The following is a 13,283-nucleotide window of genomic DNA, read 5'->3' on the forward strand; positions in this document are numbered from 1 at the left end:
CTGGGCTCAACACAGGCTTCTGTTGAGCTGCACACAAAGTCTGGACCCAACACAGGCTTCTGTTGAGCTGCACACAAAGTCTGGGCCCAACACAGGCTTCTGTTGAGCTGCACACAAAGTCTGGGCTCAACACAGGCTTCTGTTGAGCTGCACACAAAGTCCGGACTCGACATAGGACTAATGTGGGAGCGGAGCTTGCCCGCGAAGAGGCCAGCCCGGGCAACCCATCTGCCCGGCTATTGCACCAACTGATTGATCTCGATAATCGGCAGCAACACCGCCATTACGATCAACAACACCACCGCCCCCATCACTACGATCATCAGCGGTTCGAGCAGCGCGGTCATGCCCATGGCCCGCCGCTCGATATCCCGCGACAAGGTCTGCGCCGCCCGCTCCAGCATCGGCGGCAACGAGCCGGTCTTCTCGCCGCTGGCAATCAGATGGATCAGCACCGGCGGAAACACTTTCTCCACCTTCAGCGCCGCCGCCAGGTTCACCCCTTCACGGACCCGTGCCGTAGCTTCAGTCACACTCAGACTCAGGCGGTCGTTGGACACCGTCTGCCGCGCGGCCTCCAGTGCCCGCAACAATGGCACCCCGGCACCGCCGAGAATCGCCAGGGTCGAGGCAAACCGTGCGGTGTTCAGCCCCAACACAAAGCGGCCGATCAGCGGCAGGCGCAAGATCCGACTGTGCCAGCCCAGCCGTGCCGTCGGATTGCGCAGATACAAGCGCCAACCCCAGAAACCACCGACCAGGGCGGCGAAACACAACCAGCCCCAGGCTCGGATAAAATCACTGGCATTGAGCATCGCCAGTGTCAGCCCCGGCAAATCCTGGCGCGCCTGGGAAAAAGCGCTGACCACCTGGGGCACCACATAGCTGAGCAGGAAAATCACAATGGCCACCGACACCAACCCCACCACTCCCGGATAGATGAACGCAGTGAGAATCTTGCCCCGCAGGTTGTTGCGCTCCTCGATGTAATCAGCCAGTCGCTCCATCACCTGGGCCAGGTCGCCGGACTCCTCGCCCGCCGCGATCAATGCCCGGTAGATATCGGGAAAGTCCCGTGGACGCTTGGCCAGGGCTTCGGCCAGGCGCATGCCACCGCGCACATCGGCGCGCACCGCGCTCAAAGTCTGGGCGATATGCTTGCGCTCGGCCTGCTCCACCGTCGCGCTCAACGCGGCTTCCAACGGCAGGCTGGCCCCCAGCAGGCTTGCCAGTTGCCGGGTGGCCCAGGCCAGGTCGTTGTCCGAGAGCTTGGCGCTGAACATCCCACTGGCACTGCCTCCTCCTTGAACGCCGTCGGCCTGGACCAACAAGGCGGTCAGCCCGCGACTGCGCAACAGGCCCAGGGCCGCGCCCTGGCTGTCGGCTTCCAGATGGCCGGTTTCGATCTTGCCCAGGGCGTCGGCGGCTTCGAAGCGATAGCGATTCATCAGGCGTCCCGTGTCACGCGAAGGATTTCTTCCGGCGCGGTGGCGCCACTGTGCACCCAGCGCTCGCCGTCCTCACGCATGCTCAACATGCCGGCCGCCCGCGCGGCCAGACGCAGGGCCTGCTCGCCGGCGCCCTGGTGGATCAGACTGCGGATATCGTCGTCGATGCAGAACAACTCGTGGATACCAGTACGACCGCTGTAGCCGGTGTGATTACAGACGCTACAGCCCAGCGGCCGCCAGCTGCCGGGCGCGGCCGGGTCTTCCTGGCGACAATGCTGGCACAGGCGCCGGACCAGACGCTGGGCCAGCACGCCGAGCATCGACGAGGCCAGCAGGAACGGCTCCACGCCCATGTCGATCAGGCGGTTGACCGCCGACACCGCGTCGTTGGTGTGCAGGGTTGCCAGCACCAGGTGCCCGGTGAGCGAGGCTTGCACGGCAATCTGCGCGGTTTCCAGGTCGCGGATCTCGCCGATCATGATGACGTCCGGGTCCTGGCGCAGGATCGCCCGCAAGGCCAGAGCGAAGGTCATATCGATCTTGGCATTCACCTGGATCTGACTGATGCCCGGCAGGTCGTATTCCACCGGGTCCTCGACAGTGAGGATATTGCTGGTACTGGCGTCGAGCCGGGCCAGGGCGGCATAGAGGCTGGTGGTCTTGCCGCTGCCGGTGGGGCCGGTGACCAGCACGATGCCATGGGGTTGGCGGATCAGTTGATCGAGCCGGGCCAACACATCAGGGTCCATGCCCAGGGTTTCCAGTTGCAGGCGTCCGGCCTGCTTGTCCAGCAGGCGCATCACCACCCGTTCGCCATGCCCGGTGGGCACGGTGGAGACGCGGATATCGATCGGCCGACCGGCCACGCGCAAGGCGATGCGACCGTCCTGGGGCAGGCGCTTCTCGGCAATATCCAGCTGGGCCATGATCTTGATCCGCGACACCAGCGCGCCATGTAGCGCCTTGCGTGGTGAGACCACGTCACGCAGGGTGCCGTCGACCCGATAGCGCACCACCGAATGGGTCTCGAAGGGTTCGATATGGATATCGCTGGCCTCGTCCCGCGCGGCCTGGGTCAGCAAGGCGTTGATCATGCGGATCACCGGCGCGCCGTCCTGGGTGTCGAGCAGGTCGGTGATTTCCGGGATGTCCTGCATCAGCCGGTCGAGGTCCACCTCGTTTTCCGCCGCACCGACCACCGCCGCCGCGTTGCCGGTGTCGGCATAGGCGCTGGCGAGCAGGCCATCGAGCTCATCGTCGCGGACCTGCTCCAGGCGCGCCGGGCCGAACTGCCGACGGACCTCGCTGATGGCCCAGCCCGGGGTCGACGGGCAAGCGGTCAACACCGCACCGTCCTCGCCGTCGCGCAGCAGAACCCGCTGCGCCTTGGCCCAGGCGTACGGCAGCGCACTCATGGTGCCCCCAGGGCTTGTGGGAGCAGGCCTGGTGGGAGCGGAGCTTGTCGGATCGCCGCACCGCCGCGAAGAGGACCTTGAGGCCGCCAAAAGCTTCGCGGGCAAGCTCCGCTCCCACAGGTTCGATTGTGCCTTTCCTTGAGGAGCCGGCATTGCTTCAAGCCCACTCGCCACAAGGCCCCTGTTACCAGTTTCATGGCTGCGGCCTCTCATTGAGTGACACCGGCACCGCGCGAATTGCCGCCCGTGGCGCTTGCTGGGTCGACGGCGCGGAACCCGGAATCGCCAGGGCCGCATTCGGCAGCTGCGGCGCCTGCATATCCGGCATGGCCCAGCTGCGCTCCGGTTGCAGGCTGCCCTGGGCCCGGCGGATAAAGTCATAACGGTTGAGGGTGATGCTGCGCCCCGCCGCACCGTCGCGAATGATATAGGGCCGCAGGAACACCATCAGGTTGGTCTTGGTGGTCTCGCGCCGCTCATGACGAAACAACGCACCGATCCCAGGAATACTTGATAGAAATGGCACGCCGTCATTGGTCTGGGTATAACCGTCCTGCAACAAACCACCGAGCACCATGATCTGCCCGTCATCCAGCAGGATGCTGGTGTCGATGGCGCGTTTGTTGGTTACGGTGCCAGCGGCCGCCGCCGAGGCACGGTCGTCCACCGTGCTGACTTCCTGGTAGATATCCAGCTTGACCGTGCCGCCCTCGGAAATCTGCGGCCGCACATTGAGCTTGAGGCCGACCTCCTCGCGCTGGATGGTCTGGAACGGGTTGTTGCTGGAGCTGCTGCCGTTGGTAACGTACTGCCCGCTGACAAAAGGAATGGTCTGGCCGACAAAGATGCTCGCCACTTCGTTATCCAGGGTCAGCAGGTTCGGCGTCGACAGCACATTGGAGCCGCCCTTGGTTTTCAAGGCCCGGGCCAGGACCTTGAGGTCCATGACCTGACCGACGCCCGGGATGTTCACCGCGCCCTTGACCACACCGAGGCTCAGCCCCTGGGGTAGCACATCTATGCTGTTCTTGGCGCTGCTGACCAGATTGGTACTGCCCAGATTGACCCCGCCGATCACGCCATTGCCGGCCAGGCTGCCGGCTTGCCATTGCACACCGAACTCATTGGCATCGTCTTCGCTGACTTCGACGATCAGACTTTCGATCACCACCTGGGCGCGGCGCTGGTCCAGTTGGTCGATGACTTCCCGCAGATTGCGATACAGCGGGTCCGGGGCGCTGATCAGCAAGGTATTGGTGGTGGCATCGGCCTGGATGGTCACCCCGCCCGCGGAAAACGCCACGCTCTGGTCCGCGCCCTGGTTTGCACCGCCGGCCTGCGAGCCCCCGGCGCGCGCACCCTGCCCGTAGGACGAACTGCCCGTGGTGCTGGTGCCACTGCTTGTGGTGCCGCTGCTGCTCTGCGTACTGGCCTGGCCGTTCTGACTGCTGTTGTTACTGTTCATCCCGCCGTTACTGAGCATGGCCCGGGTCGGATCGCCCTTGCCATCAGCGCTGTCGCTTTCCCCGGTGAGCAGCCCGCGCAGAGCCTGGGCCAACTTGCCGGCCTGGGCATTGCGCAGGTACACCACATGCAGGTTGCTCGGGTTGCTCTGGGCATTGTCCAACTTGTAGATCAATTCTCGCGCAAGCTGCGTGCGCTCCGGGCTGCCGGAGCGAATGATGATCGAGTTGGAGCGCGGGTCGCCGAGCACGACAATCTTCTGGGTCGGGTCATTGCCGGGACTGTCGAGCAGTTCGGCGACCATGCTGGCGATATCGCTGGCAATGCCGTTCTGGATGGTCACCACATCGGTGTCAATGGCGCTGGGGGTGTCGATACTGGCGATCAGCGTGGCGACCCGCTCCAGGTTCTGCGCGTAATCGGTGATCACCACGGTGTTATTGCCCGGGTAGGCATTGATCGGGTTATTCGGCGAGACGATGGGCCGCAGCACCGGGATCAGGTTCACCGCGTTTTCGTATTGCAGGCGGAAGGTGCGGGTCAGCATACCGCCCTGGGCCGGGCGATCGGCGCTGTAGATCGGCCCGCCCAACAGCTTGGCATCGGCCTCCGGCACCACCTGGTTGACTCCACCGACATCCACCACGCTGAAGCCCTGCATGCGCAGGGCCGCCAGCAGCATGTCATAGGCGCGATGGGCAGGGACCTCGCCTTCGGAGACCAGAGTCAGGGTGCCCTTGACCCGTGGGTCGACCAGGAACTGCTGCCCGGTGGAGCGTGACAAGGCGCGGACCACCGCCTGGATATCGGCGTCGACGAAATTCAACTGCACCGGCTGGTTGCCCAATGGACTGGGCGCCAGGCTGCCTTTGGCCGCGCCCTTGCCCAGCCCGGGATTGATCGGCGTCCGTGGCTGCCGATGTTGCTGCTCCAGCTGGGCCTGGAGTCGCTGCCGATCAGCCACGGCATCGCCACTCTTGACCGTCGAGGCCAGGGGCCGACCCAACTCGCTTTCCACCAGCAATGGTGGCTGCGACGCCGGTGGTGTATTGCTGCAGGCACTCAAGGCCATCAACCACCAGGGCGCCGCAGCCTGCCGACAACGCAAGGCCAATAAAGAACCTGACCACTTCATGAAGCTTCCTTAGCGCCAAGCGCCTGATCCATGCGAACGGTTCCGGACAATTTGCCCATCGTGCCATCGGGTTCGGTCGCGCCTTTGCGCTGCAAACGGGCCTCGACCACTTCCAGGGTGAATAACGGGGGCGTACCCAGCAGCCAGCCCAACAGGCCATCCGCCGGGGCCTCGTCGAAGGTCAGCCGCCAGCCGGTACCAACGCCTTGCAATTGGTAGTGCCCAGCCAGGCCGCCGGCGTCCAGGCTGCTGCGCAAGCCGGCCTCGACATTTCCGCCAGCCGGACCGGCAAGCCCTTGCAGCAGGCCGTCGAGAGTCTGTGCCTGGGTACGCAATTTGGGGGTTTCCAGGCGCCAGAAGTCGATCTTTTGCAAGGGCGGCTGGATCAGCACAAACCACACCAGCAGGCCCGAGACACCCATCGCCATGCCCAGCACCAGCTGTCGCTCGCGCCGAGCCAGGCTTTGCCAATACAGCCGGACCTGGCTCGAAAGCTGGCGCCAGCGGTTTCGATAGCGGTTGATAAAGGCCTTATTCACTGTCGTTCTCCGCCAGCGGTTGTGGGCCGGTGGTTTTCAGGACCCAGCCGTCGGCAACCGTCGTCGCTTCCACGCCAGCCTGGCTCAGACTCAGTTGCCAGGCCTTGTCGCGACCGCCGCTCGGCATGCCGGGCAGCGGGCTCAGGTGCAATTCGCCATGTTCGAAGACCAGCGTCTGCAGGCTGCCGACCATAAAAGGCATGGCACTCCCGGCTTGCTGGACCAGACGGGCAAAACCGCTGTCACCGGGCGCGCCGCTCTCGCGCAAAGCCAGCTGCTGACGAGCCTGTTGCAACGGGTTGAGGACCATTGGCAAGGCCGGAAATGCCTGCTGCACCCGCTGGGTCATCCAGGCCTTGAGCTGCTGGCCCTGTTCCACCTGGCGAGCGGCATATAGATTGAGGCCCACGGCCCAGACCGCCACCGCGAGCGCCATACCGGCCACGGCTCGCCGCCAACCGCCGGCGTTGCTGGCCATTGGCTGGACCGCACCGTGCAGCCCCCAACCCGGGGCTTTGCCAGACCAGACGCGCTCCTCGGACAGACTCTGGACCAGCGCATTGTCCGGAGCCGACGCCCCGACCCAATGCATCACGCTGCCGCTATTGAGCAAATCCGCCAGCGCTGCCTCGACAGCCGGATGAACCTGGGCCTGGTCCTGGCTGCGGCGCAGCAACAGATGTTCATCGCGCACCGCTACGACAGGCGCGTGCGCCGCCGCCACCGGCAGGCAATAGGCCGCCGGGTACAGGCCGCGCAACTTGAGCCCGGACTGGCGCAGCAAGGTGCCGAAGCGCTCCAACAATGCCCGCTGCAGCCAGGCGACCTGTACCTGCCCCGCGGCATCCCGCGGGCTATGAACGATATGCATCGACTCACAACCGCCAAGGATCAGCGCCTGGGCCGCACAGCCCACCGCCGCCTGAATCCTCGCCAGTGGCAGGTTGGGTAACTCGATACTGGCCAGCAAGCTGTCGCGCGGATGCAGGTAACACTCCACGGAGGCGCCTTTATATGTCTGCCCCAACAGTGCGAGGCTGCTGCGGCCACGGTCGCTCAGCTTGCCCTGACGATCCAGCCAGGCAAACTCCAGCGAGCTGTCCAGGGTCAGCGTCTCCAGCGGCAACAAGGCCAGACGTAGCGAAGTCATACGCCCACCCGCGACCAGATCACCTGGGGCATCTGTAGCTCCTGGCGATACAGCAACACCGCGAGGCTGACCCGCCGGCTGTCGCTGCGCGAACGGGCATTGAGGCGGAACCAGTCGCTGGTGATCCCGACCTTGATATCGCTGACCACCAGCTCGGGCATCTGCAGACGATTGACGAAATCGCCGCGATTGATAAACCAGCGCCCGGAATCACGCTCAGACACCAGACTGCGCGCCCGCGACAGCGACAGCCCCGGCACCTGGGAGGCGAGGACTTCGGCGCTGGCGGTATTGCCGTTGACCCAGGTGTTGGCCGGCAGAATCGTCACATGGGGTGCCAACAGCGCCAGCACTGCGTCGTCTACTCCCGCCAAGGCACTCAAGTCATCCAGGCTGTGCAACATCGGCCGGGTCGCCGGCAGCGGCTTGAGCGCGGTTCCCGGCGAGGTCAACCGACCGCTGTCGAAGCTGCCCTTGACCGGCGGCGCAGCGGGCGCGTTATCCGGCAGCAACGAGTAAGCGGCGGTCACCCGCTGGACAATCCGCTGGCCCACGGCAGGCTTGATGCCGATCGATTCGCACAGTTGTTGGAAAGCCCGAACCTGGTCGGAATCGATCCGGCTGTCACGCACCAGATTACGCAGATTGAACTTACCCTGCTCGTCTTCCAGGCGCCCGCTGAACTGCCCGCCGCGCTCGCTCAGGCCAGCGACTACGAGCGGCTGCGCCCAGGCTTGGTCAAGCCGGGTCAGCGGGTCGTGCTGGCGGGCCTGCCAGAGCTTTTGCCGGCTCAGCTCCAGACCGCCGCGCAACAGCCAGGCGCCCTGGACTCGCGACTGCTCGGCTTCAAGGCTGCGAGTAAAGACGCTCTGGCGGGCGAGCATGCCGCCGGCGATCACCGCCACCACGGCGGCGATCAGCAAGGCGCTGATAATCGCCATGCCGCGCTGCCCGGCGGCTGTCAGCGAAGGTTTGGTCATGGCCCGGACTACAACTGCCAGGAGCCGATATCAGCGTCGGTGCCTTCACCACCCGGCTTACCGTCGGCACCCAGGGAGAACACATCGACTTCGCCGTTGGCCCCAGGGTTGAGGTACTGATAAGGACGGCCCCAAGGATCGTTGGGCAGGCGTTCGAGGTAGGAGCGCCAGGTGCTGTCCTTGGCGTTCGCCGGCCGCTCGGCCAAGACCTTCAGGCCCTGGTTCTGGTTCGGGTAGCTGCCATGGTCGAGGCGATAGAGCTTGAGGGCCTGCATCAGGCTGCCAATGTCCTGCCTGGCGGCGGTGACCCGGGCCTGGTCGGGGCGGTCGAGAACCTTGGGTACCACAATGGCCGCAAGGATCCCGAGAATGACCACCACCACCATGATCTCGATCAGCGTGAAGCCTTGCTGAGCGCCAATCCGCGAGCGGGAATTGATGTGCGCGATATCCATCTCGACATTCCTTGGCTTGATTCGATTCGCCGCGGATTGTTGCAAGAAGATATGTCACCGGTATTGAAAATCCTCGGGAGGAAATGCCGCCCACCCCGTAGTGCATTCGCGCCGCCGGCATGCAATCTCGCGAAGCCAAGGCCGCCGCTTTGGCGGACAACAGTGTGCGCAGCTGTATATACAGCAAAAATTTCCATCACCGCCGACCGTCTTTGTCTCCCGGCGCCTCCTTGCGCGGCAAAGCGCCCCTGCGCTGCGCGGAAACCTTGCATCGCGAAAAACCCTACTATCATTGGTTTCTATTCGCCCCAACAGTGTGCGAGAGGCGCGGTTTTGGTGCGGTATTTGGTGACACATCGACGGCTCGACCAGCGCTGGCGTTTTTTTTCAATCCGCGGGGATCGGGTCTGCAACGCCACTCTCTGACTGGAATAGCGGTTTTGGCCCGCATATTGCTCGTCCTGTATATACAGGAACATATAGCCGCCTATTCCACCCACCCTCCGCCTTAGGACACTGCCATGCCCGCACCTCTGCTGCTCAAGCCCGGTCAACTCACACTGGATCAACTGCGCGTCATCTATCAGAAGCAATGCGCGATCGAGCTGGACCCTGCCGCGCGTGAGAACGTCGACGCCAGCACCCGTACCGTGAACGAGATCATCGCCAACCAACGCACGGTGTACGGCATCAATACCGGCTTCGGCCTGCTGGCCCGGACCTCGATTGCCACCGAGTCGCTGGCCAAGCTGCAACGCAACCTGCTGCTCTCGCACTGCACCGGCACCGGGCCGTTGCTCGATGATGCCAGCGTCGGCCTGATCATGGCCTTGAAGGTCGGTTCGCTGGCCCGTGGCTTTTCCGGGATCCGCTGGGAAGTGATTGAAGCGCTGGTCAAGCTCTATCACGCCAAGGTCTATCCGTGCATCCCGTCCCAGGGCTCAGTGGGTGCCTCGGGCGACCTGGCACCGCTGGCGCATATGTCCGCCGTGCTGATTGGCGTCGGTCGCGTGCGCCAGGCAGGACGGGAAATGGATGCCGTCGAAGGCCTGGCGATTGCCGGCCTGGAGCCCATGGTGCTGGGGCCGAAGGAAGGCCTGGCGCTGATCAACGGCACCCAGGTGTCCACCGCGCTGGCATTGCGCGGACTGTTTGCCGCCGAGAAGCTGTTCAGCGCCGCCGTGGTCGCTGGCAGCCTGTGCGTGGAAGCCTTGAAAGGTTCCGACGTGCCCTTCGATCCGCGCATCCAGGCGGTACGTGGTCAACCCGGGCAAATCGACGTGGCCCGGTTCTATCGTGAACTGCTGGCGGACAGCGAGATTCGTCAATCGCATATCGATTGCGCCCGGGTCCAGGATCCCTACTCGCTGCGCTGCCAGCCGCAAGTCATGGGCGCTTGCCTGGATCACCTGCGTTTCGCCGCCGGGGTGTTCCTGCGTGAGTCCAACGCGGTTTCGGATAACCCATTGGTGTTCAGCGCCGACGGCGACGTGCTCTCGGGTGGCAACTTTCACGCCGAACCGGTGGCGATGGCCGCTGACGTCCTGGCCCTGGCAATTTCCGAGATAGGTGCGCTGTCCGAACGACGAACTGCCCAATTGGTTGACCCGGCGCTCTCCGGTCTGCCGGCTTTTCTGGTACGCGAAGGCGGCCTGAACTCAGGCTTTATGATCGCCCAGGTGACCGCCGCCGCCCTGGCTTCGGAAAACAAGACCCTGGCCCACCCGGCCTCGGTGGACAGCCTGCCGACTTCGGCCAACCAGGAGGACCACGTGTCGATGGCGACCTTTGCTGCCCGCCGTTTGCTGGATATGGCCGGCAACAGCAGCGCCGTGGTGGCCATCGAACTGCTCGGTGCCGCCCAGGGTGTCGACCTGCATGCCCCGCTCAAGACTTCGGAAAAGCTCGCTGAAGTCCTGGCGATGATTCGCAGCGAGGTCGCGCATTACGACGAAGACCGTTACTTCGCCCCCGATATCGCGGCGGCCAGAAACTGGGTCGAGTCCGCCGCCTTCGAACGCTGGTTGCCGGCCGCACGTCTTTACGCCTGATTAAAACCGGGTTGGCGCAGCCCTGCTGCGCCACTTTCATCACGCCATAGGGATCGCCATGCGTCGCTATTATTCAGGGCTGGATTTTCACCGAGCACAGAGCATTGCCGAACTGGCGGCGATGGCCCGGCAACGTCTGCCGCATTTCGCCTGGGAATACCTGGAAGGCGGTGCCGAAGAAGAGCTGACGCTACGCCGCAATCGCCAGGCCTTTGCCGATATCGCCCTGCTGCCGCGGACCCTGATGCCTTGCTCGGCGACGCAGACCCAAAGTTCGTTGTTTGGGCGAGACCTGCCGCTGCCCATGGCCATCGGCCCCACCGGCTACAACGCAATGCTTTACCGCGATGCCGATATTCATTTAGCTCGGGCCGCCACAGAGCGCGGCCTGCCTTTCACCTTGAGTACCGTGTCCACCAGTTCCCTGGAGCAACTGGTCGCGGCAGTGCCCGAGGTCAATCTCTGGTTCCAACTCTATTGCCTGCGTGATCCGGCCGTGCGCGAGGATCTGCTGCAACGTGCCGACGCGGTCGGTTGCAAGACGCTGCTGCTGACCAGTGACGCCGTGCTGCTGGGCAACCGCGAATGGGACCGACGCAACTTTGTCCGGCCCCGGCAATTGAGCCTGCGCAACCAGCTCGACGTGCTCTGTCATCCCCGCTGGATGGCCCAGGCGCTATGGCCACAGGGCCTGCCGATCCTGGGCAATATCGAGCGCTATCTGCCGCCCGAACAACGCACCATCGAAGGCGCCGCGCATTTTATCGGCAGCCAGATGGACACCGGACTCGACTGGGACGCACTGGCCCGGCTGCGCGAGCGCTGGCCGCACCGGCTGTTGCTCAAGGGCGTGCTGCATCCGACGGATGCCGAAAAAGCCGTGGCCCTGGGGCTCGACGGATTGGTGGTCAGTAACCATGGCGGCCGGCAACTGGACGGTGTTCCGGCCAGCCTCGACTGCCTGCCGGCGATTGCCGCCGTGGCCAAGGGCAAACTCGCGCTGCTGCTCGACAGTGGCATCCGTCGCGGCACCGACATTCTCAAGGCCTGCGCATTGGGTGCCGATGCCGTGTTGCTGGGGCGATCTACCCTGTATGGAGTCGCCGTCGGCGGACAAGCGGGCGCCGCTCATGCCCTCGATCTACTGGCGCAAGAGCTGCGCCTGGCCCTGTCTTTGCTGGGCACTGCAAACCTGAACCAGCTGGATCGTCGTGCCCTGGTCACGACGCCCTCTATCCTTTCCGACCGTGAGTTGAGCCGATGAGCGATTTACCACAAACCCTCGAACTGCTGCGTCAAGCGTTGGGGAATGACGCCGTCGTCACCGGCGCTGATATCAGTCAGCGTCACTACAGCGACTGGACCGGCCATGCCCCGACCTGCCCGGCGGCGCTGCTGTTGCCAAGGACCACGGCGGACGTGGCGAGTGCCTTGCGTATCTGCAATGACACCGGACAATCGGTGGTTCCGCAGGGCGGCATGACCGGCCTGGCCGGCGGCGCGGTGCCACGGGCCAGCGATATCGCGCTGTCCCTGGAACGCCTGCGCGGCATTGAAGAGATCGACCCGGCGGCCGCCACCATCAGCGTCCTGGCCGGTACCACCCTGGAGGAAATCCAGCAGGCGGCGCTCAACGCGGGCTTTGTCTTCCCCCTCGACCTGGGCGCTCGCGGCTCGTGCCAGATCGGCGGCAATATCGCCACCAATGCCGGAGGCAATGCGGTGATCCGCTACGGCATGACCCGTGACCTGGTGCTCGGACTGGAAGTGGTCCTGGCCGATGGCCGAGTGCTCGATCTGCGCAACAAGATGATCAAGAACAACTGCGGCTATGACCTGAAACAGTGCTTTATCGGCAGCGAAGGCACCTTGGGCGTGATTACCCGCGCGGTCTTGAAGCTTGCCCCGCAACCGGGCCAGACCAGCACCCTGCTCTGCGCCCTGCCCGACTACGCCAGCGCGGTCAGCCTGCTGCGGCGGATCCAGCGCGGTGTCGGCACGCCACAAGCCTATGAGTTGATGTGGCAGGACTTCTTTCGCCTCGGCGTCAGTTGGCTGGAAAACGCCACGGCGCCGATCTCACTGGAGCATCCGTTGTATGTGCTGCTGGAGTCCGCCGGCGCTCAAGACCAGCTCGAAGCGTCCCTGGAAGAGGCATTCGCCGCCGGTGAAGTCCTCGATGCGGTCCTCGCCAGCTCCCAGGCCCAGGCCCGCGGACTCTGGAAGATCCGCGAAGCAACCGCTGAGTTTCCGCTACGCATGACCCCCTTGAACTTCGACGTCAGCCTGCCGATCGGCCTGATCGGCGACTTCGTCGAGCGTTGCCGCGCACGCCTGGAACAGCGCTGGCCGGGCAACCACAGTGTGTATTTCGGCCACATCGGTGACAGCAACCTGCACCTCACCGTGGACTGCGCTTCCCTGCCCCAGCCCGCGCCGATCCTCGCCATCGAGGAGCTGGTCTACAGCGCCGTCGGCGAACTCGGCGGTTCGGTGTCCGCCGAGCACGGCATCGGCCTGCTCAAGCGCGAGTTTCTCCATCACTCGGTGGGCCCCGAAGCCCTCGCGGTCATGCGTCAACTCAAGGATTGTTTCGACCCCAACGGCATTCTCAACCCGGGCAAGATTCTCGCCTGAGAGCTG

The 13,283-nt window shown here is 64.4% G+C and carries 10 protein-coding genes; 3 read left to right on the top strand and 7 right to left on the bottom strand.

Translation table 11 applies throughout. The features are described from left to right. Positions 1-236: 236 nt before the first annotated feature. The 7 genes from gspF to gspG form a co-directional block, all read right to left on the bottom strand. Positions 237-1,448, bottom strand: a complete 1,212-nt coding sequence (gspF, locus tag AC07T0_RS09685; protein WP_495000955.1) for a type II secretion system inner membrane protein GspF — start codon at positions 1,446-1,448, stop codon at positions 237-239. Further along, the gene (gene gspE, locus AC07T0_RS09690; RefSeq protein WP_495000956.1) at positions 1,448-2,866 is read right to left on the bottom strand and encodes a type II secretion system ATPase GspE; all 1,419 of its coding nucleotides are present in this window, start codon (positions 2,864-2,866) and stop codon (positions 1,448-1,450) included. The genes gspF and gspE overlap by 1 nt, the downstream gene beginning before the upstream one ends. A 193-nt stretch (positions 2,867-3,059) precedes the next feature. Further along, complete coding sequence (gene gspD, locus AC07T0_RS09695; protein WP_495000957.1) at positions 3,060-5,465, bottom strand: type II secretion system secretin GspD; 2,406 nt, start codon at positions 5,463-5,465, stop codon at positions 3,060-3,062. Then, a complete protein-coding gene (locus AC07T0_RS09700) occupies positions 5,462-6,004 on the bottom strand; it encodes a type II secretion system protein M (RefSeq protein ID WP_495000958.1) in 543 nt (180 codons plus the stop codon). The genes gspD and AC07T0_RS09700 overlap by 4 nt, the downstream gene beginning before the upstream one ends. Then, on the bottom strand, positions 5,997-7,154 hold the full coding sequence (gene gspL / locus AC07T0_RS09705) for a type II secretion system protein GspL (RefSeq protein WP_495000959.1): 1,158 nt from the start codon (positions 7,152-7,154) through the stop codon (positions 5,997-5,999). Before gspL ends, AC07T0_RS09700 begins: the two co-directional genes overlap by 8 nt. Further along, complete coding sequence (gene gspK, locus AC07T0_RS09710) at positions 7,151-8,134, bottom strand: type II secretion system minor pseudopilin GspK (protein WP_495000960.1); 984 nt, start codon at positions 8,132-8,134, stop codon at positions 7,151-7,153. The genes gspL and gspK overlap by 4 nt, the downstream gene beginning before the upstream one ends. Positions 8,135-8,142: 8 nt before the next feature. Continuing rightward, positions 8,143-8,589, bottom strand: coding sequence for a type II secretion system major pseudopilin GspG (gene gspG / locus AC07T0_RS09715; RefSeq protein ID WP_495000961.1), 447 nt, complete (start codon positions 8,587-8,589; stop codon positions 8,143-8,145). Positions 8,590-9,110: 521 nt separating this feature from the next. On the opposite strand from gspG, the gene hutH reads away from it, so the two are divergent. Genes hutH through AC07T0_RS09730 form a run of 3 tightly spaced genes read left to right on the top strand, consistent with a single transcriptional unit; the run spans position 9,111 to position 13,277 of the window. Further along, positions 9,111-10,640, top strand: coding sequence for a histidine ammonia-lyase (hutH, locus tag AC07T0_RS09720; protein WP_495000962.1), 1,530 nt, complete (start codon positions 9,111-9,113; stop codon positions 10,638-10,640). Positions 10,641-10,698: 58 nt separating this feature from the next. Next, a complete protein-coding gene (locus AC07T0_RS09725) occupies positions 10,699-11,904 on the top strand; it encodes an alpha-hydroxy acid oxidase (RefSeq protein WP_495000963.1) in 1,206 nt (401 codons plus the stop codon). Then, entirely contained in the window at positions 11,901-13,277 is a 1,377-nt protein-coding gene (locus tag AC07T0_RS09730; RefSeq protein ID WP_495000964.1) for an FAD-binding oxidoreductase, read from the top strand. The genes AC07T0_RS09725 and AC07T0_RS09730 overlap by 4 nt, the downstream gene beginning before the upstream one ends. Positions 13,278-13,283: the final 6 nt, after the last annotated feature.

The organism is Pseudomonas sp. GW821-FHT04D07 (genome assembly GCF_059420225.1).